This is a genomic window from Streptomyces sp. NBC_00490, from assembly GCF_036013645.1.
Taxonomy (GTDB): domain Bacteria; phylum Actinomycetota; class Actinomycetes; order Streptomycetales; family Streptomycetaceae; genus Streptomyces; species Streptomyces canus_F.
Genome location: NZ_CP107869.1, coordinates 3,528,430 through 3,547,560, shown reverse-complemented (window position 1 = coordinate 3,547,560; position 19,131 = coordinate 3,528,430). Strand labels below are relative to the sequence as shown.

Genomic DNA, 19,131 nt, shown 5'->3' with positions numbered 1-19,131 from the left:
GAAGCGACAGCTGCAACGAGCGTTGCAGATGCTGCAACCGTCAGTGGATCTCGTCCACGAGAACGTCCAGGGTCCAGGCCTTCCCGGCCCCCTTCGGCGGCGCCGCCTCCACCACGTACCCGAGGTCCCGCAGCGCCTCCACCAGCTGGGCGGGCCCCGTCGGCGCGATGCCCGCCGACAGCAGACTCCGTACGATCCGCCCCTTGGTCGCCTTGTTGAAGTGACTGACCACCTTCCGTGTCGGCGCGTGCAGCACCCGCACACTCGCCGTCCGCCCGGCCACCTCACCCCTCGGCTTCCACGCCGCCGCGTACGCCGAGGACCGCAGATCCAGCACCAGCCCGTTCCCCGCCGCCTCGGGAAGCGCCGCCGCCATCGGCGTACGCCAGTGCGCGCCCAGCGCTCCGAGGCCGGGCAGCTTCACACCCATGGAGCACCGGTACGAGGGGATCCGGTCGGCGACCCCGACGGCACCCCACAGCCCCGAGAAGACGAGAAGCTGCCGGGCGGCCCGCTTCTTGGCGGCCGTGTCGAGGGACGACAGCTCCAGGGCGTCGTACAGCACACCGGTGTAGATCTCCCCGGCGGGCCGTGCCCCGGCGGTCCGCAGCTCGGTGTTCTTGGCGACCTCGCCCCGCAGCCCCTCGCTCAGCCCGAGCACCTCGCGCGCCTTGTCCTCGTCACCGGCGCACAGCTCGACGAGCTCGCCGAGAACGGCCTCACGGGCCTCGGTCAGCCCCGGCAGCGACAACGACTCCAGCTTCAGCGGGGCGCCACGACCGGAGGAGGCCTTGCCTTCGGACGGCGGCAGCAGGACAAGCACGAGCGGGATCTCCTTCGTAGCGGCTGAGAGGCTGTAGATCCTGTACAGCTCTCGACAGCGTACGGCGTGCTCCCCGGGGTCCCCGGCCCTACGCTCGCTGTATGCCTCGCCGCCACATCCGCGTGACCGGCGCCCCCGAAGCCCCCCTCCGGGCCGCCCTCGCAGCGCTGCGCACCGAACTGGGAGTGCCGCAGACGTATCCGCCGCAGGCCTCGGCGGACGCCGGGACACCTCCCGTCCTCCCGTCGTACGACGCCACCGACATCCCCCTGTTCACGATCGATCCGCCCGCCTCCACCGACCTCGACCAGGCGATGCACCTCTCCCGCCGGGGCACCGGCTACCGCGTCCGGTACGCCATCGCGGACGTCGCCGCCTTCGTCGTCCCCGGTTCGGCCCTCGACGCGGAGACGCACCGCCGCGTGATGACCCTCTACTTCCCGGACGAGAAGGTCCCCCTGCACCCCGTCTCCCTCAGCGAGGGCGCGGCCAGCCTGCTCCCGGACCGGACGCGCCCGGCCGCCCTGTGGACGATCGACCTCGACGCGGAGGGCCGTACCGTCGCCGTCGACGTCCGCCGCGCCCTGGTCCGCAGCCGGGCCAAGCTGAACTACGAGGGCGTGCAGAAGGAGATCGACGCGAAGACGGCCGAGGAGCCACTGGCGCTGCTGGAGGTGATCGGACGGCTGCGGGAGGAGCTCGAGGTCGAGCGGGGCGGGATCTCGCTGAACGTTCCCGAACAGGAGATCGTCGAGCGGAACGGGACCTACGAACTGACGTACCGCGCCGCGCTCCCCGCCGACGGCTGGAACGCCCAGATCTCCCTGCTGACCGGGATGGCGGCGGCGGACCTGATGCTGGCGCACGGCACCGGCGTCCTGCGCACCCTCCCAGCCGCCCCAGACGGCGCGGTCGGCCGGCTGCGCCGCACCGCCCACGCCCTGCACATCGACTGGCCGCACCACATGTCGTACGCGGCGCTGATCCGTTCCCTGGACCCGCATGTCCCGCACCACGCGGCGTTCCTCCAGGAGTGCACGACGCTGCTGCGGGGCGCGGGTTACACGGTCTTCCGGGACGGCGTACTGCCCGACATCACCACCCACGCGGCCGTCGCCGCGCCCTACGCCCACTGCACGGCACCACTGCGCCGCCTGGCCGACCGGTACGCGTCGGAGATCTGCCTCGCGGCGACGGCGGGGGAGCCGGTGCCCGACTGGGTCCTGGCCGCGTTCGACGCGCTGCCCCGTGAGATGGCCGAGGGTGGCCGGCGCGCGGGCGCGGTGGAGCGGGCCTGCGTGGACATCGTCGAGGCGGCCCTGCTGAAGGACCGGGTGGGGGAGGTGTTCGACGGGTGCGTGGTGGAGGTCGAGGAGCGTCGACCGACCGTGGGCGTGGTGCAGTTGGAGTCACCGGCGGTGATCGGACGGGTCGAGGGCGCCGGTCTGTCCCTGGGCGAGCGGTTGCGGGTCCGCCTCACACAGGCCGACCCCGAACCTGCTCCGACCGTGCGTTTCGTGCCTGCGTGACCGCGCGTACGAGCTCGCCGGGTTCGTCGGCGTGGAAGCGGACGAGGTGGATCTGCTTCGGGCGCCCGAGAAAAGTGAAGTGGCGGATCGGCTGGGCCAGTTCGAGGGTGACGGTGGTCCGTGCGCCCATGGCGAGGTCGAGTTCACCCTCGGTGCGCTGGTGGCTGGCGCGCAACTCCCGCCGTACACCGGTGATGTGGTGCAGCGGTATGCGCAGGTCGACGTGCGCGGCGCGGCGGATCCGGAGGGAGTCGGCGTCGAGCACGTGGGGCCGTACGACGTTGGCCGCGTGCATGCCCACGACGAGGACGACGGTGTAGACGTCCAGCACGAGGACCGGCGTGTGCACGGCGGGCAGATCCCGCAGCAGCACGGACATCGTCACCGACTCGATCACGCACACGAACGCCAGCCCGAACATCAACAGCCCCTCGCCACGGGCGTATCCGAAGGCTCGTCCGTGCCGGGCCTGGTGAGTACGCCGGGCCATCCACAGTGCGAGGCTGACGAACAGCCGCAGTTCATGCCGTACGAGGGCGGAGGCCGCTGTTCTCATGTCTCCTCCGTGAGGATGCGCATGGCCCGACGGATGGCCTCCGCCTGGGCCGGGGCGAAGTCGGCGTAGAAGGCGCGCAGGAAGCTGCTGCCGTGGTCCAGGGAGACGGCTTCGGGGAGCAGTTCGCGGGGTGTGCTGTCGGCGAGCTTGCGGGCGGCCTCGGCCACGCGAGGATCGTCGACGGAGGCCTCGGCGAGGGCGTCGAGGAGCGCGTAGGCCTCGTTGGCCCTGGCCACCCCTTCGGGCGAGGCGAGCACGGAGTTCACCGCCGACAGCATCCGCTCCCGCTCCGCGGGGCTCGCGGCGGCCTCGATGAGGGCGAGCACCTCACGGTCCTTGGCGGCCATGGGGGAGTCGGACAGCGGGGCCATCTCACTGAACAGCGCGGCGAGTTCGGGGGAGACGGGCCCTTCGGCGGGCAGTTCGTCGGCGTCCAGCAGCGCGCGCAGCCGTACCCGGCGCTCCCGGATCGCCGCCTCCTGCCGGGCGAGATCCTCGTCCAGCTCCTGGAGGATCTCCGTCAGCTCTTTCGCCGTGTCATCGGCCAGTACGTCCCGCACCTCCGCGAGCCCCAGCCCCAACTCGGTCAGCCGCCGGATCCGCGCGAGGACGACGGCGTGCCGCAGGGTGTAGTTCCGGTACCCGTTGCCCAGCCGCTCCGGCTCCGGCAGCAGCCCCTGATGGTGGTAGTGCCGCACGGTCCGCGTGGTGACGCCGACGGCCGCGGCGAGTTCTCCGATCCGCATGGGATCAGTAGAGACGTTGACGCTGCGGCAGGGTCAAGCGGCGGCGCGCCGTGGGCGGTGTCGGCGCCCAGTGGGCAGTGTCGGCGCGGTGGTCGGTGCCCCCTCTTGACGGCTAACGCTGTTAGCCGTACCTTCATGGATATGGGGCTAACGCTGTTAGCTACCACCTGTCGAGCCCACCCAACGATCGAGCCATCGACCCGACCCGGAGGCAGTCATGAGCACCGTCACGAGCACCACCACGCACCGCTCGGTCCGCTCCCTCGCCCGCCGCACCGCATGGCTCGCCAACGCCCTGTTCTGGTCCGCCTTCGCGGTCCTGGAGGCCGTCAACCACGGCTGGCTCGCCGGCACCCTCGCGCTCGCCTTCTTCGTCCTGCCGGACCTGACCTTCCTCGTGGCCCTCGACGACGCGCCCCGGATGGCGAAGGGACAGCTGCCGCCGCGCGCGGTGCCGTACTACAACGCCATGCACCGGGCGCTGGTCCCGCTGGCCCTGCTGCTGGCCTACGCCTTCCAGCCCTTCTTCGCCTGGGCCCCCGCCTTCGCGGCCCTGTGCGGCTGGCTCGCGCACATCTCGTACGATCGCGCCTTCGGCTACGGACTGCGTACGAAGGAGGGCTTCCAGCGTGACTGACCGCCTCACCCCCCGCGCCCGCGAGATCGCGACGGCCGCCCGGACCCTCCTGGAGGAGTCCGGGCCCACCGCACTCACCCTGCGAACCCTCGCCGACCGCCTCGGCATCAAGGCGCCCTCCCTCTACAAGCACTTCCCCGACAAGCACGCCGTGGAGGTGGAGCTGATCGCGCAGATGCTGGAGGAGTCGGCGGCGGCGCTGGAGGCGGCGGAGGAACGCGACCCCGGCTCCCTCCTGACCCTGGCGGAGGCCTACCGCACCTACGCCCTCGACCACCCCCACCTCTACTGCCTCGCCACCGAACGCCCCCTGCCCCGCGCAGCGTTGCCCGCCGGCCTGGAGGAGCGGGCCGCGATGCCGCTGATGCGGGTGTGCGGCGGCGACCTCGACCTGGCCCGTTCGGTGTGGGCCTTCGCCCACGGGATGGTGGTCCTGGAGATCCACGGCCGGTTTCCGGACGACGCCGACCTGGGGGCGGCATGGAAACGGGGCCTGAAGACGTTCCACCCCTGAGAGTCGTCCCGTGACCGGCTCATGAGCGGGCCACGCTCGGTGGGGAAGCTCGGTGGGAAGGCTTGGCGGGAAGGGGGGCGTCGGATGGGTGAGCAGGCCTTGTGGACAAGGGCCCGGCTGGGCCGGTGCGGTCCGTCCCTGGACCTCCTGACCGCCCGCTTCGACAAGCATGTCTACGCCCCGCACGCCCACGACGAGTTCACGGTCGGCGTCTGCGTCGACGGCACCGAGGTCATCGACTACCGCGGCGGCCACATCCGCACAGGCCCCGGCTCCATCGTCGTCCTGGCCCCCGGCGAGGTGCACACGGGCGGCCCCGGCAACGCGACCGACGGCTACGCCTACCGCGCCCTGTACGCGGAGACCTCGCTGCTGACGGAAGGAACGCTGGGCGGTGTCCCGCACTTCCGCGAGCCACTGATAGACGACCCCGAACTGGCCGCGGCGATCCTCCTCACCCACACCGAACTGGGCGCCCGCCCCGACCCCCTGGAGACCGAGTCGCGCCTCCCCTGGCTGCTCACGGCCCTGGCCCGCCGCCACTCCACGGCCCGGGCCACGACGGACACGATCCCGGGCGCGGACCGCATCGCTGTAGCCGTACGGGACCGGCTGGCCGACGAACTCCTGGAGCCCCCGTCACTGGCGGCGCTGGCCGAGGAACTGGGCCTGTCCCGCTACCAGTTGCTCCGCGCCTTCCGTACGACGATGGGGCTGCCGCCGTACGCCTGGCTGGCCCAGTACCGCGTCACCCGCGCCCGCCGCCTCCTGGACACGGGCCTGCGACCGGCCGAGGTCGCGTCACTCGTCGGCTTCGCGGACCAGGCGCACCTCACCCGCTGGTTCCGCCGCGTCCTCGGCGTGACCCCGGCGGCGTACCGCAACAGCGTTCAAGACCGCAGACCCTGATCCGGCCGACAGTGTGTGCATGACTGCACGCGGCTGGTTCCTGTTCTCCCTGATGGGAGTGGTCTGGGGCATCCCCTACCTGATGATCAAGGTGGCGGTGGAGGCCCCGCTGTCCCCGTCGGTCGTGGTGTTCACGCGATGCGCGCTGGGCGCGGCGCTGCTGCTGCCGTTCGCGGCGAGGGGCTTGGCGGGGACCGTCAGGTCGTTCTGGAAGCCGATGCTGGCCTTCGCGTGCATCGAGATCATCGGCCCGTGGTTCACGCTCACGGACGCCGAACGCCACCTGTCCAGCTCGACGGCGGGCCTGCTGATCGCCGGGGTCCCGATCGTGGGAGTGGCGCTGGCCCGCTTCTTCGGCGACACGGAGCGGCTGGGGGCGCGGCGGCTGACGGGTCTGGGACTGGGCCTGGCGGGTGTGGGGATCCTGACCGTCCCGCACCTGACGGGCGGGGACGCCCGCTCGCTGGCGGAGGTACTGGTGACGGTGGTGGGCTACGCGACGGCACCCCTGATAGCGGCACGGCACCTACGGAATGTCCCGTCCCTGCAGCTCACGGCATCCTGCCTGGGCTTGGCGGCCGTGGTGTACGCAACGCCGGCCGCGATGACCTGGCCTGCCACCGTGCCCTCGCCCACCGTCCTGCTGGCCTTGGCGGGCCTCGGCGTGATCTGCACGGCGGTGGCCTTCGTCGCCTTCCTGGAGCTGATCAAGGAGGTCGGCCCGACGCGCTCGACCGTGATCACGTACGTCAACCCGGCGGTGGCGGTGGCGGCGGGCGCGCTGTTCCTGGGGGAGGAACTGACTCTGGGCGTGGGGGCGGCGTTCACGTTGATCCTGGCGGGCTCGGTCCTGGCGACAGCGGCCGGTCCTGCGAGGGACGAGGGCCCGGTAACATGGTCGACACGGCAGACGAGCCGGGCGGACGGCCGCGTGGAGTCCCCTTGACGGGGGCTTCCCGAGGAACGTCCGGGCTCCACAGGGCAAGGTGGTGGCTAACGGCCACCCGGGGTGACCCGCGGGACAGTGCCACAGAAAACAGACCGCCGGGGACCTCGGTCCTCGGTAAGGGTGAAACGGTGGTGTAAGAGACCACCAGTGCCCAGGGTGACCTGGGCAGCTAGGTAAACCCCACCTGGAGCAAGGTCAAAAGGAGCGCCGTAAAAAGCACTCTGCGGGAACGTCCGAGGGCTGCTCGCCCGAGTTCCCGGGTAGACCGCACGAGGCCGGTGGCAACACCGGCCCTAGATGGATGGCCGTCTCCCCGGCCGCCGCGAGGCAGTCGGGCGACAGAACCCGGCGTACAGCCCGACTCGTCTGCCGCTCCAAGTATCCACAGGGCGGGGCCTATCTGATTGAGTCCTGTCAGGCTGGCGGGTGATGCTTTGGCCGCTCCTGTGAGCTGCGGCGTTTACGTGGCTGAAGTGTCGGACGGGTCGAGCTTTCTGGCGGTGCAGGCGCCAGTGGCTGTACCGGCGACGGTGGATGCCCATCGAGATCGCCCATTCCGGGGAGCATCTCCTCGTTGGTGTGCGTCTGCCTCGGTGCCCGCGCGTACGTGGGAGGTTGAAGTACTCCGCGACGCGTCAACTCGGCTACATCAATCAGTGGTCCGCTCAGAACGCGTTCCAGTAGGGATTCCTGTGGCGGCTCCAGTCTCGTGAGGTGGTGAAGCGCCTTGAGAACCTCTATGAGTTCGCTGCTCCAACCTGGTTTCCAGCGCTCGCTGCGGATCTCGTCCAATTCGCTGAGGTTGCGCCCTTTAGGCCCGCTGCAGCGTGCGGCGAGCCAGCTGTCCAGTACGTTTCGGCCGCCCACATCATAGTGACGCATGCGCTCGGTGACCCCCAGAAACTCTCCCGTCCCAATCCGCAGCGCCTGACGCTCGGGATCATAGGAAAGAGATGAGGGAAGTTCTGATGGGTCGACGCGTACCGAGTACGTGACAGGTTCTGTTGCGCTGCCGCTGACCTCGGTCCCTGCATTGTCGAAGAGTGCGCCGAAGGTCGATATCCGGATGAGTTCATATCCGATTTTTGTGGCGTCGAGCCACAAATGGAGATCAGCAGTGAGCGGGATCCTGATGCCCGGAGAGTTGAGTTCTTCTCGGAATCTCTGAGTGAAGGCTGGATGCGCGGTGACACCGGCTATGTAAGCAGCTAAGTCTTCTGGCGAGATCATTGGCAGGCCGTACGAATTCGCGAGATGTGCCAGCAGGCCGGGCGTGATGTTGGGTGATCCATCTGAATGTCGCAATGGCAGTACTCTACCGCCGTCGTTGTTGAAGCAATGCATATCTGGGATCAGGGCGGAGAAGATAAGGGCGGGCCCTGACCTTATCGGTCGACTGTGTTGTTCGATGAGGAACAACTGGTCATTGCAATCTGCGTCCCAGAGGCTTGGTCGAGGATAGTCGATTACTCGGCTGTCAGGTATGATCCACTGCCGGTCAAAGCTACGATGAAGAATTTGCTTCAGACGTGGACAGCTTCCTCGTTCTTCTGTGAGTGGCCGTCCAGGTTGGCCGGGGAGTCGATAGGCTACTGTGCTTCCTATTTTCCGGTCACGGGATTCGCTGAAAAGCGTTCGCTTCTCTTCCGGGTCGGGTTCGTGAACCAGCCTGTCCCAGCGCTGCCGTAAGTTCTCCTCGTCGACTCCATAGACCCAGGTGCGCTTGGTCTGCATGCCTTGTCGGGTCCAGGGCATAATATCGCCCAGGGCGGGAAATTCGGACCATCGGGTTGTCGGGGCCGGTGTGAAAGGGGCATGCGCCTCGTGGTGGCACGGTTGCCAGCTGATGTCATCTATGTGCAAATCGACCAGCTGTGCCTGCTTCTCGTCACGGGTGCCAGTCACCGCCACGTAGTGCACAGGTGCTAGGCCCTGCGTTTCTGATACACCCCTACGTACGAAGAGGGCTATGGCCAGCTCTTGTTGAACTCCGGGAAAGAACCTGGTTCGTACGGGAGGCTGCTTACCTTCCGGGGTCAGATCGATTATCCACCCCTCTGAGCAAGTTGAGCGCAGATACTCACGCATCCCCCTGAAACCGGGTCCTCGAAGGAAGCCGGCCGTGGTCACGAAGCAGACTATTCCTCGGTGATGCGCGGGGTGGTGCTGCTCGAATACCTTGTAGGTCGCCCAACGCCAGAAGTACACATAGAGGTTCTTGAGTTTCTTCTCGTAGACGCCGTTGGTGCCGCGCAGTCGGAAGTCGTCCAGTAGCGGTGGGCCGTGCTTCGCGGAGCCTTTCTCGATCCAGCCTCCTTCACCTTGTGCGTCCTCTCGATCGGGAGGGTTCCCGATGACAACCGTTACTTCCTCGTCTCTCTTGATGTGGTTAGCGGCTTCGGTCTCCCGGCGTAGAACATCGGCTCCGGTGCCACCGAACAGGGTGGGGCGCTCCCATGGGTCTGTGAGGGTGTCATTAAGATGCAGGCGCAGATCATTCAGCTGAGTATGGGAGTCGTGGGTGCGCAAGGTCTGCGAGATGCGCATCTGAGCGACGGCATAGGCGGCCATCTGCTTCTCGAAGCCTATGAGTCGCTGTGCGAGTTCCTCGACGGCTTCGGCTCGGAAGCCGTCGTTTCCTCCGGCGGATCGGCGCTCGGCGACGAGGTCGACGATCGCGCTGAGGAATGTACCTGTTCCCATGGCGGGATCGATGATCGTCACTCGGGAGTCAGCGAAGCCTTTGGAGCAGCTCAGATTCAGGCGCAGTACCTCATCGACGAGCCGCACCATCTCTTTCACGAGGGCGGCTGGCGTGTAGTAAGTTCCCGAGGCTTTACGGAGTTCCGGATCGTACTCCTGAAGAAAGTGCTCGTAGAGCAGTACGTGAGCGTCCGGCTCGCGCTCAAGAATGGTATCCCAGTCCACCGCATTCACTACCCGTACCAGAACATCAAGACTGTTCTTGAACTGTTTTCCGACGTGATCGGTGAGGATTTGAAGTGCCCTTCCCATCACGGTGTGGTCAGCTCCCAGTAAATCGCCGACTTCGTGTAGATTGCGATTTTCCAGGGATATCTTGTCGGCGCGAGCGAGCAGCAGTGCGAAAGTCACGGTCTGTGCGTAGCGATCAGAGAAGGCGACTTTATGGTCTCGCTCGTCGGTATGAGGGAAGAGGAAATTCTCCCATGTCTGCGCAAGCTCAGTGAACGGGCGCCCTGGGCCGCGTCGGATTCCGTCGTCCCCGCGATATCGTTCTTCTTCACGGAGCCGGTCATGCACCTCGTCCCGCAGAAGTCCGCACAGCGGCGCTATGGTACTGACCAGATGACGTACCGTGGTCAATGGGCGGGGGTTCCAGAAAAGGAAATCGCTGAGCATGCGCTCGAATGCGGCAGCCGTGGTGCCTGGCGCCTGTAATCGGCGTCCGGACCGGTAGATATCGCCTTCCAGCTGGATGATCTTACCTTGCTGCTGGCCATTCTGGTAAAGAATCCAGGTTTGCCCATTGGTGTAGAGAACGTTGGGGAGGCGGGACATCGCTTCCCACTGCTTCCTGTCCTTGCCGCGTAAGCCGCCCGGACTTATGTCCCTCTTTTTTGGACTCTTCAACTCTACATAGCCAAAGGTCTGCTGTTTGTTCTCTCCAAGGCTCGCGGCGAAGTCTGGGCGAATTCCCAGGTCTGTCAGGCGGGCCTCAGGGTGGAGTCGAAGGTGAAGCCCCAATTCCACGGCTGACGCGCCAAGCAGACTTTCGACCGCGCTACGGATACCCGCCTCATGCTCGCCCACTCCAAGGACTTGCTTGCACTGTGCTCCGAAATCGGCGACGACCCGATCGATCCACGTGCCACCCCTCATGCCCGCCCCCGGAAAACGCTGCGGGGCGCCCGGACATGCCGTGCACTTCTCCGGAAACGCATCCGCATGGATCGCGTTGATCACATTGGTGTCGTACGAACCGTGGCCCCGGGAGTCTGCCCATGGCAGGTAGAGGTCAACCGTCCAGCCCAAGGGCGCCTGGAAGGAGCTGAGTTCACCGGAGGCCTACCCGGAGGAGTGCGAGGTCCCGGACTAGCCGAGGTGTAGGTCGGCGGAGAACGAGGCAAGGCGTTCCGGCACGACCCAGCCGCTCCTCGCGTCGCTCCAGCGTGAACTCAATCCCCGCGGCGGCCAGCTGGGGATCGACGGCGTTCAGGACCACCTGCTCGGCGAGCCGGCCGAGCAGTCCGAACGCCCGGCCCGTCGCTCGTTCAACTGCCGTACCACTGCCAGCAGTTGTGGGATCGTGCCGAGAGCGCGCCCGCGCAGCAGGCGGGCCTGCGACTCGCGGCCGTCCGCCGACACGAACCAGGCGGCCAGCCCCGACCACCGGCTACCCACCGCGCGTAGGCTTGTGCCTCGGCACTCTCGGCCTCGTCCGGAGCAGCATCGGCGGCCTCCCGCGCCGCCGCCAGCCGTAAGAGCGCACCGGCCCGGCCCTGACCCTCCAACTCGCCGATAAGCAAGGCGATCCGCCCGCCCAGGGTGAAAGGAACGCGCTCATAAGGCGTCGACGTCATCGTTGGGGCATTCTTCCCGACAAGGGCCCCGGTTCGGCAATCCTCGCCATACCTTCACGCAGCGTCGTCATCGACCGGCGGGATCGAGGCCCGACGGCGGTGGCGGTCGACGAGGCACCTCCTGGTTCGCGCCTGCGTCCGGTTCGCGCCGAAGATCCGCACGACGGCCCGTCGACATTCACCCGCCGCTAGGCTGACGCACCGCAACCGCAAGTGCACCACCGCAGCAGGGCGGAACACCATGGACGGCATCCTCACCGAAGCGAAACTCAAAGCGCTGGCCGGTACCCGCTCCTTCGAACGCGGGCAGGGGTACCTGGACGCGGTGGCCGGCGTGGAGATCGGCGACGGGTGGATCACCGCGAGCGTCCACGGCACGGAACGCTACGAGGTGGAGCTGAGCCTGGAGGGGCCCCAGGGGGTCACCGGCGCATGTGACTGCCCCTACGGGCTGGAAGGCAACTTCTGCAAGCACCTGGTCGCCCTCGGCCTCACCGTGCTCGCCCAGCAGCGCGCCCTGCCGCGGCAGCGCGAGTCGGCCCGGAGCCGGGCACGGAACCTCGATGCCTGGCTGTCCGCCTTGTCGAAGGACGAGTTGCTGGCTCTGGTCCGTGAACAGGTCGACCAGGACCGGCAGTTGCGGCGCCGTCTGGAGGTACGGGCCGCGAGCGCCCGCGGCGACCTCGCCGAGGTCCGGGCGCGCGTCCGCGACCTGCTCGACATCGGTCCGTTCGCACAGTACGGATACGTCGAGTACGCCGACGCCCGCGCCTATGCCGACCAGGCCGCCCAAGTAGTGGCTGCCATCGACGCGGTGACCGACTCGGGGCAGGCGGACGAAGCGATCGATCTGGCGGTCGAAGGGATGCGGCTGCTGACCCAGGCAGCCGACAGCATCGACGACTCCGACGGCTGGCTCGGTCAGGTCGGTGCCCGTCTCGTCGACGCCCATCTCAACGCCTGCCGCACGGCGCGCCCCGACCCGGAGGCACTGGCCGGCTGGCTGGTCAAGCACACACTCAGGGACCTCGACAGCATCTGCGACATCGACCCGCTCGACTACGAGGACGTCCTGGGCGAGCAGGGAATGACCGCCCTGCGGAAACTGGCGGTCGCGGCATGGCGGAAGAAGCGCACCGGCTGGGCCGAGAAGTCACTGATGCAGCGGCTGGCCAGGGCCGGAGGCGACATCGACATGGTGATCGCCGTACACGCGGCGGACCTGGCGTCCAACGGGCATACGCACCTGGTCATCGCCCGCGAGCTGGACGCCGCGGGACGATCCGATGAGGCCCTGCGCTGGGCAGAACGCGGCATTCGGGAGACGCCGGATCTCGCCGCCGTCGACACCGACCTCGTCGACCACCTCTGCGAACGCTACGCACAGGCCGCCAGGCTCACGGACGTCGTCGCCCTGCGCCGCGAACACTTCGGCGCCCGCCGCTCCCTGCGCGCGTACCAGCAGTTGCGTGCCGCAGCCCGCGCCGCCGAATGCTGGCAGCAGGAACGCCCAGGAGCACTCGCCCAGCTGCGCACCGAGGCGGAACGGGGAACCCCGAGGCGGTACGGCGGGACCGTACTGGTCGACGCGCTCCTCGACGACAAGGAAGGCGAAGCTGCCTGGGAGGCCGCTTCCCACTGCGGCGCCGACGACTGCCAGTGGCTGGCGCTCGCCGACCGGGTCCGCACGGCCCGTCCCGCCGACGCGCTCGCCGTCTATCTGCGCCTGGCCGAGCCACTCATCGGGCCGACCGGCAACGCGGTCTACGAACAGCTCGTCGGCCTGTTGGTGAGCATCCGTGAATGCCATCGCCTGCTGGGCACGCAGGGTGAGTTCACCGCGTACATCAGCGCCCTGCGCGGCGCCCACGGACGAAAGCGGAACCTGATGCGTTTGCTGGCTGAACACGGTTTGTGAACCGGGCTGTAGAGGGACGGACGCAGGCCCTGGCCCGCCACAGACTGGTCAGGTCGTCAGGGAGGGCAGGACCACCGCATCCAGGTAGTGGAGCAGAAACGCCCGATCCGGTGGCCGGTCCCCGACCAGCGGGCGGGCCACCAGCGCGCCGACCAGGATGTACGGGACGTACCCCAACGCCGGGCAGTCCGCGCGGACTTCGCCCCGGGACACCGCTCGCCGCAGGATCGCCGCCAGTCCGGTGGGGTCGGGGTCGACGATCAGGTCCTGGAGCGCCCGCAGCAGGTCGGGGTGGGTGTGGACGGCGTGGACCAGACCCCGTACCAGCGCGGTCTCCTTCGCCAGTTGCTCGTCGTCTAGCCGCCCCACCAGCTGGTGGAAGTCGCCGCGCAGCGAGCCGGTGTCGATGTCGCCGACGGCGTTGCCCTTGGTGTGCCGCATGGCCTGCGCGACCAGTTCCGGCTTGCCCGTCCACTGGCGGTACAGGGTGGCCTTGCTGCACCGGGTGCGGGTCGCCACGGAGTCCATGGTCAGGGCCTCGTAGCCGACCTCGCGCAGGAGGTCGAGGACGGCGGCGTACAGCTCGGCCTCGCGCTCGGGGGAGATGCGGCTGCGGCGGGTCCGCGGCGTGATGGCCTGCTCCGTCACTGTCATCCGCGGCACCTCATTCGAGCGAAACGGTTTCGTACACAAGCATCGTAGCTCGGGATTTGATAAATACGAAACCGTTTTGGTAGCGGAATAGGAGTAGGGTCGGAGGTCCGGGACCTGGCCGAACGAGGGGAGAATCAGGCATGACCGTCACGTCATCCACTCCGGCCAAGCCCGGCCGCCCCCGGGACGCCGGCGCCGACGACCGCATCCTGCGCGCCGTCGTCGACGAGCTCTCCGACCACGGCGTCGCGGGCTTCCGTATCAACAACGTCGCCGCCCGCGCCAAGGTCGCCAAGCGCACCCTCTACAGCCGCTGGACCGAGCGCGACGACCTGATCCTGGCCGGACTGAACACGCTCGCCCTCGACCTGGTCGCGCCCCGCACCGGCAGCCTCGTCGGCGACCTCGAAGCCCTCTACGACGACATCGCCGACGCCCTCGACAGCCCGCGCTGGCTCATCGCCGCCCGCTGCTCCTTCGAACTGCCCGACCATCCCGAGCTGTACGCGAGGTTCCAGCGCGACTGCATCGACAAGCCGCTCGCCGTCGTCGAGGACGTCCTGCGGGACGCGCAACTCCGCGGTGAACTGCGCGCCGGCATCGACCGCTCCGTGGCCGCCGAGACCTTCACGGGTTCCATCGCGGGGTTCAGCTCGCACATCGCCCGGCTCCGCGGGGTCAGTGCGTACGGTGTCCGCGCGCAGTTCCTCGACATGTTCCTGCACGGACTGCGCGCCGACGACGCGCGGGAGTGACGGTCCGTCCCGTCCGCTAGGGCGCGCTCAGCGATCGTTCCATGACCCGCCCCAGATGCCGGTCGAACACCTCCCGCGTATCCGGCGTCAGCGTCCGCAACGCCACCAGCGCCGTGATCACGACATCGCAGAGTTCGCCCTGGACGTCCTCCCACGTGTGGGTCGTGCCCTTGCGCGGGTTCTGGCCCGTCGCTCCGATGACCGCCTGGGCGACCTCGCCGACCTCCTCCGACAGCTTCAACATCCTTAGGAGGAGGGCTTCTTGGCCGCTCCGTGGCTGGCTTGCCTCCAGCCACGTCCACAGGGCGTCGATGCCCGCCCAGACGTCGGCCGTCGTGTCGCGATCACTCATGGACGCAGCTTGGCACGCCCCACTGACAGCCGGGGGAGGCCGTCGACCTCCCCCGGCTCACCAGGGGTCAGCCCTTGCCGAGGAGCTTGTTCATCTCGGTGATCTCAGCGGTCTGGCCCGTGATGATGTCGTCGGCCATGGCGGTCGCGGCCGCGTACCGGCCCTTCGCCTTCTCCGTGCCGGCCATGTCGACCGCGCCCTCGTGGTGCTCGACCATCATGGTCAGGAACATGGTGTCGAAGTCCTCGCCGGAGGCCTTCCCCAGCTCCTCCATGTCGCCGTCGTCCATCATGCCGGGCATGCCGGACTGCGAGCCGTGGTCCATGCCGGGCATCGACGCGCCCGCCTCCGGGACCTCCTCGCCCCAGGACTTCAGCCAGCCGGACATCGTCTTGATCTCCGGGTCCTGTGCCTTTTCGATGCGTGCCGCGAGGGACTTCACGTCGGCGGACGAGGCCCGGGCGGCGGCGAGTTGCGCCATCTCCAGGGCCTGGCGGTGGTGGGGGATCATGCCCTGCGCGAAGGAGACGTCCTGGGCGTTGTGGGCGGCGGCGGTGTCGGCCGACGGGGACGACGAGGTGCCGTGCCCGCTCCCATGGCTCGCGTCGCCGCTGTCGCTGTCGTCGCCGCCACAGGCCGCCAGGACGAGCGCGGCGGTGACGGTCGCCGCCATGAGGGCAGCGCGGCGTGTACGGGTGGTGCTCATGCTTGAACTCCTGCTGAGAGAAAGGGATCTGGACATGCCGATGCGCACACCGAGGTGCGCGGCGTGGTGTCTAGATCCGCAGGAGTTGGAGTTCCGCGAGGGACGGGGGCGCCCGGGCGCCTTCCGGGTCGGAGCCGGCGTACGCGCGCGGTGATTCGTCTCGTACGACGATGGCGACCGGGTCGGGCACGAGCGCGGGCAGCGTCGGCCCACCGCTCACCGCGGCCGCCGCACAGGTGGCGTCGGCGTGCGAGACGTGGCCCGAGCCGCAGTGGCCCTCGCCCGCGCATCCGTCATGGACGGCGGACACGGAGACCGCGGACATCGAGACAGTGGCCACGGGTGGGGCGTGCGGGTGATCGTCCGCTACGGCGGCACCGGGAGCCAGGGCGTGCATGCCCATGAGCCCCGCCAGCAGCGCCAGCACGAGCAGCGCCCGCCACCGCCACCGGGGCGGTCGTGCGGGGTGGTGCTCGGGGCCGTTCACGGGGGTCATCCTAGGCGGAAGCCGGGAGGTGACTGTGTGCGGGCTGCGAAACCCCAAGGTGATGACGGCGAGCGAGAGATGGCTGGGCCTGCGTCGCGCCTGCGTCGTCCTTCGGCCCGGCGGCGCGTCCTCCTCCGGGCCCGGCCCGTGCCCCTACAGCCGCCCTGTGCCGTCCCTATTTCCCGAACAACAACACCTCACTGCTCCCCGAACAACGCCTCCTGGTCGTTCAACTGCTCCGCCTGCTCCTGCCGCTCCTTCTCCTGGAGCCTGCGGTTGCGTGAACCCACGACCACCGCCGTGGCCGCCGCCGTCACCGCGAGGGCCGTCGGCACCATCCACCCCTTGTCGAACACGTGCCCGATGGCGTGGTCGAGGGAGAGACGTCCCGGGCCCGCGATGGCGAGGCCCGTCGCCGCCAGGCCCAGGCTCGCCGCGTACTCGAAACCGCCCTCGGTGTTGAAGAAGCCGTTGGGCGTGTGGACGGTGGACGCCCCCGCCATCGCGCCGGCCGCCGCCGCGCCCGCCGCTGGTGTCGCCAGGCCGAGGGCCAGCAGTGTGCCGCCGCCCGCCTCCGCGAGGCCCGCCGCGGTGGCGCTCGCCTTGCCGGGGGAGTAGCCGACGGACTCCATGAACTGGCCGGTCCCCTCGATGCCGTGGCCGCCGAACCAGCCGAACAGCTTCTGCGCGCCGTGGGCGGCCAGCACACCCCCGGTACCCAGCCGGAGCAACAGCAGGCCCAGATCGCGTCGGTCGTAGGAAGAGGTGTGTGAGGTCACGATGGCTCCCGTAAGAGATGGACGGAACATCCCCCTCGCGTTTCCACCGTCGCACTCCTGACACCTCCCGGAGTCACCCGCGCCGCCGTTCGGGTGGCGGGCCCGGGGGAGCGGTGTGAGTCTGGCTGCCATGACGATTCAGACCGGCAAACTCAGCGACCCCGCGGTCCGCGCCTTCGTCAACGCCGTCAACGCGCACGACCGTGACGGCTTCATGGCCCTCCTCGCCCCCGGCGCGACGATGTCGGACGACGGCTCCGACCGTGACCTCGGCGACTGGATCGACCGGGAGATCTTCTCCTCCCACGGTCACATGGAGGTCGACAACGAGTCCCGCGGCGGCCGCGACCTCATCGCCCGCTACAGCAACGACACCTGGGGCGAGATGCGCACCAAGTGGCACTTCGAGGTGGACGGCGACAAGATCACCCGATTCGAGACCGGGCAGGCATAGCTAGGCCCGGCAGACGGGTTCAGAGAAAGCCCTTGCCCTGAAGCGCGCTCCAAGCCCTAGCGTCTCGACCCATGGAGACCAACAGGACTTTGGGCCGTAGCGGCATAGAGGTCAGCCCTCTCGGCTTCGGCTGCTGGGCCATCGGCGGTGAGTGGACCGACCTGAGCGGAAACCCCCTCGGCTGGGGCAAGGTCGACGACGACGAGTCCGTACGGGCGATCCGCCGCGCCCTCGACCTCGGCGTGACCTTCTTCGACACCGCCGACGTCTACGGCACCGGGCACAGCGAGCGGATCCTCGGCCGTGCCCTCGGCAAGCGCCGCGCCGACGTGGTCGTCGCCACCAAGTGGGGCAACCTCTTCGACGAGGACACCCGCACCATCAACGGGCAAGACACCACCTCGGACTACGCCCGCGAGGCGCTGACCGCCTCCCTCACCCGCCTCGGCACGGACTACGTCGACCTGTACCAACTGCACATCTCCCACGCCCACTCCGCGCAGGGCGCCCGACTCCGCGAGCTGTGCGAGGAGTTCGTGCGCGAAGGCCTCATCCGCGCCTACGCCTGGAGCACCGACGACCCGGCCCGCGCCGCCGTCTTCGCCGAGGGCCCGCACTGTGCCGCCGTGCAGCACGCGCTCAACGTCTTCCAGGACGCTCCCGAAATGCTGGCCCTGTGCGAGGAGTCGGAGCTGGCGAGCATCAACCGCAGCCCTCTCGCGATGGGATTGCTGGCGGGCCGGCGGCAAGGCGCTCTGGAGGCCGGTGACATCCGCAGCAAGCCGCCGATCTGGCTGCCGGGCTTCAGTGACGGCGCCGGCGCTGACCCCGACTGGCTGGCCCGCGTCGACGCGCTCAAGGACATCCTCACCAGCAACGGCCGCACCCTCGCCCAGGGCGCCCTGGCCTGGATCTGGGCCCGCAGTCCGCGCACCGTGCCGATCCCGGGCTTCCGTTCCGTCGCCCAGGCCGAACAGAACGCGGGCGCCATGGAGAAGGGGCCGCTGACCGCCGAGCAGTTGACCGAGATCAACCAGATCCTGGAGCGGTGAGCGGCCCAACCGGCCCTACGGCAGCGGTCAGTGGCGCTGCGCGTACGACTGCGCCTGCTCGGTCAACGTGATCTGACCCGCCTTGATGGTGGCCAGACGCGGGGACTTCCTGGCGATCGACGAGTCGTGCGTGACCATGATGAAGGTCAGCCCGTACTCATGCCACAGCCCTTCCAGCAGCGCCATGATGTCGTCACGGGTGCCCTCGTCGAGGTTGCCCGTGGGCTCGTCGGCGAGGAGCACCTTCGGCTTCTTCACCAGCGCGCGGGCGATGGCGACCCGCTGCTGCTGGCCGCCGGACAGCTCGGACGGCGCGTGGCCGAGCCGCTCGCCGAGGCCGACCGAACGCAGCGCCTCCGCCGCCCGCTCGCGCCGCTCGGCCGGCTTCACGCCGAGCGGGACCAGGGCCGTCTCGACGTTCTCCTGGGCGGTGAGCGTCGGAATGAGGTTGAAGGACTGGAAGATGATGCCGATCTTCTCCGCCCGCAGCCGGGTCAGCTTCGCCTCGCTGATCTTCGCGAGGTCGACGCCGTCCAGCTCGACACTGCCCTCGGTCGGCCGGTCCAGGCCGCCGATCATCTGGAGCAGGGTGGACTTGCCGCCACCGGTGGGGCCCTGGATGACGAGCTGGTCGCCGTCCTCGATGGTGAGGTCGACGCCGCGCAGCGCCTCCACCGTGTCCTTGCCCCGCGAGTAGCGCTTGGTGACGCCGGTCAGTCTGTACATGAGGTGCTCTCCATCAGTAAGGG

19 protein-coding genes, 1 other RNA gene and 1 pseudogene are annotated in these 19,131 nt (G+C 68.7%); 10 read left to right on the top strand and 11 right to left on the bottom strand.

From position 1 onward, the window contains the following. Nucleotides 1-40: 40 nt before the first annotated feature. A complete protein-coding gene (yaaA, locus tag OG381_RS16000) occupies nucleotides 41-823 on the bottom strand; it encodes a peroxide stress protein YaaA (protein ID WP_327716775.1) in 783 nt (260 codons plus the stop codon). A gap of 101 nt (nucleotides 824-924) precedes the next feature. On the opposite strand from yaaA, the gene OG381_RS15995 reads away from it, so the two are divergent. Further along, nucleotides 925-2,352: an RNB domain-containing ribonuclease gene (locus OG381_RS15995; RefSeq protein ID WP_327716774.1), complete on the top strand. Its 1,428-nt coding sequence runs from the start codon at nucleotides 925-927 to the stop codon at nucleotides 2,350-2,352. Here the strand turns inward: OG381_RS15995 and OG381_RS15990 are convergent. Both OG381_RS15990 and OG381_RS15985 read right to left on the bottom strand, forming a co-directional pair. Next, nucleotides 2,300-2,908: a hypothetical protein gene (locus OG381_RS15990; protein WP_327716773.1), complete on the bottom strand. Its 609-nt coding sequence runs from the start codon at nucleotides 2,906-2,908 to the stop codon at nucleotides 2,300-2,302. The two genes, OG381_RS15995 and OG381_RS15990, sit on opposite strands and share 53 nt — an antisense overlap. Next, nucleotides 2,905-3,654 carry a MerR family transcriptional regulator gene (locus OG381_RS15985; RefSeq protein WP_327716772.1) on the bottom strand — a complete coding sequence of 250 codons (750 nt, stop codon included), beginning with the start codon at nucleotides 3,652-3,654 and terminating at the stop codon, nucleotides 2,905-2,907. The genes OG381_RS15990 and OG381_RS15985 overlap by 4 nt, the downstream gene beginning before the upstream one ends. A 217-nt stretch (nucleotides 3,655-3,871) precedes the next feature. On the opposite strand from OG381_RS15985, the gene OG381_RS15980 reads away from it, so the two are divergent. The 5 genes and pseudogenes from OG381_RS15980 (at nucleotide 3,872) to rnpB (ending at nucleotide 7,032) form a co-directional block, all read left to right on the top strand. Then, nucleotides 3,872-4,291, top strand: a complete 420-nt coding sequence (locus OG381_RS15980; RefSeq protein ID WP_327716771.1) for a DUF4260 family protein — start codon at nucleotides 3,872-3,874, stop codon at nucleotides 4,289-4,291. Further along, nucleotides 4,284-4,805 carry a TetR/AcrR family transcriptional regulator gene (locus OG381_RS15975; protein WP_327716770.1) on the top strand — a complete coding sequence of 174 codons (522 nt, stop codon included), beginning with the start codon at nucleotides 4,284-4,286 and terminating at the stop codon, nucleotides 4,803-4,805. The genes OG381_RS15980 and OG381_RS15975 overlap by 8 nt, the downstream gene beginning before the upstream one ends. A gap of 84 nt (nucleotides 4,806-4,889) precedes the next feature. Continuing rightward, nucleotides 4,890-5,714, top strand: coding sequence for a helix-turn-helix domain-containing protein (locus tag OG381_RS15970; RefSeq protein ID WP_327716769.1), 825 nt, complete (start codon nucleotides 4,890-4,892; stop codon nucleotides 5,712-5,714). Between the two features lie 19 nt (nucleotides 5,715-5,733). Then, nucleotides 5,734-6,558 (top strand): annotated as a pseudogene (locus OG381_RS49645) (DMT family transporter); the annotation flags it as partial. A 67-nt stretch (nucleotides 6,559-6,625) separates the two neighbouring features. Further along, an RNA gene (rnpB, locus tag OG381_RS15960) (RNase P RNA component class A) lies at nucleotides 6,626-7,032 on the top strand. A 45-nt stretch (nucleotides 7,033-7,077) separates the two neighbouring features. On the opposite strand, the gene OG381_RS15955 is transcribed toward rnpB, so the two are convergent. Together OG381_RS15955 and OG381_RS15950 are read right to left on the bottom strand one after the other, a co-directional pair. Beyond that, nucleotides 7,078-10,608: a type ISP restriction/modification enzyme gene (locus OG381_RS15955; RefSeq protein WP_327716767.1), complete on the bottom strand. Its 3,531-nt coding sequence runs from the start codon at nucleotides 10,606-10,608 to the stop codon at nucleotides 7,078-7,080. A gap of 249 nt (nucleotides 10,609-10,857) precedes the next feature. Then, a complete protein-coding gene (locus tag OG381_RS15950) occupies nucleotides 10,858-11,046 on the bottom strand; it encodes a DUF2397 family protein (RefSeq protein ID WP_327716766.1) in 189 nt (62 codons plus the stop codon). A gap of 420 nt (nucleotides 11,047-11,466) precedes the next feature. Between OG381_RS15950 and OG381_RS15945 the strand changes: the two genes are divergently transcribed. After that, a complete protein-coding gene (locus tag OG381_RS15945) occupies nucleotides 11,467-13,143 on the top strand; it encodes an SWIM zinc finger family protein (protein ID WP_327716765.1) in 1,677 nt (558 codons plus the stop codon). A 48-nt stretch (nucleotides 13,144-13,191) separates the two neighbouring features. Here OG381_RS15945 and OG381_RS15940 read toward each other — a convergent pair whose 3' ends face one another. Beyond that, on the bottom strand, nucleotides 13,192-13,797 hold the full coding sequence (locus tag OG381_RS15940) for a TetR/AcrR family transcriptional regulator (RefSeq protein WP_327716764.1): 606 nt from the start codon (nucleotides 13,795-13,797) through the stop codon (nucleotides 13,192-13,194). Nucleotides 13,798-13,937: 140 nt separating this feature from the next. Between OG381_RS15940 and OG381_RS15935 the strand changes: the two genes are divergently transcribed. Beyond that, nucleotides 13,938-14,552, top strand: coding sequence for a TetR-like C-terminal domain-containing protein (locus tag OG381_RS15935; protein ID WP_327716763.1), 615 nt, complete (start codon nucleotides 13,938-13,940; stop codon nucleotides 14,550-14,552). Between the two features lie 16 nt (nucleotides 14,553-14,568). On the opposite strand, the gene OG381_RS15930 is transcribed toward OG381_RS15935, so the two are convergent. The 4 genes from OG381_RS15930 to OG381_RS15915 all read right to left on the bottom strand — a co-directional run bounded on the left by OG381_RS15930 (nucleotide 14,569) and on the right by OG381_RS15915 (nucleotide 16,906). Next, nucleotides 14,569-14,904, bottom strand: a complete 336-nt coding sequence (locus OG381_RS15930; RefSeq protein ID WP_327716762.1) for a MazG-like family protein — start codon at nucleotides 14,902-14,904, stop codon at nucleotides 14,569-14,571. 67 nt (nucleotides 14,905-14,971) lie between these two features. Further along, nucleotides 14,972-15,610: a DUF305 domain-containing protein gene (locus tag OG381_RS15925; protein WP_327716761.1), complete on the bottom strand. Its 639-nt coding sequence runs from the start codon at nucleotides 15,608-15,610 to the stop codon at nucleotides 14,972-14,974. 70 nt (nucleotides 15,611-15,680) lie between these two features. Next, nucleotides 15,681-16,106: a DUF6153 family protein gene (locus OG381_RS15920; RefSeq protein ID WP_327716760.1), complete on the bottom strand. Its 426-nt coding sequence runs from the start codon at nucleotides 16,104-16,106 to the stop codon at nucleotides 15,681-15,683. A 188-nt stretch (nucleotides 16,107-16,294) separates the two neighbouring features. Beyond that, on the bottom strand, nucleotides 16,295-16,906 hold the full coding sequence (locus tag OG381_RS15915; protein WP_443061897.1) for a DoxX family membrane protein: 612 nt from the start codon (nucleotides 16,904-16,906) through the stop codon (nucleotides 16,295-16,297). Nucleotides 16,907-17,006: 100 nt separating this feature from the next. Between OG381_RS15915 and OG381_RS15910 the strand changes: the two genes are divergently transcribed. Both OG381_RS15910 and OG381_RS15905 read left to right on the top strand, forming a co-directional pair. Beyond that, nucleotides 17,007-17,330, top strand: a complete 324-nt coding sequence (locus OG381_RS15910; RefSeq protein WP_327716758.1) for a nuclear transport factor 2 family protein — start codon at nucleotides 17,007-17,009, stop codon at nucleotides 17,328-17,330. 71 nt (nucleotides 17,331-17,401) lie between these two features. Beyond that, complete coding sequence (locus tag OG381_RS15905) at nucleotides 17,402-18,382, top strand: aldo/keto reductase (protein WP_327716757.1); 981 nt, start codon at nucleotides 17,402-17,404, stop codon at nucleotides 18,380-18,382. A 27-nt stretch (nucleotides 18,383-18,409) separates the two neighbouring features. On the opposite strand, the gene OG381_RS15900 is transcribed toward OG381_RS15905, so the two are convergent. Next, entirely contained in the window at nucleotides 18,410-19,108 is a 699-nt protein-coding gene (locus tag OG381_RS15900) for an ABC transporter ATP-binding protein (RefSeq protein WP_327716756.1), read from the bottom strand. Nucleotides 19,109-19,131: the final 23 nt, after the last annotated feature.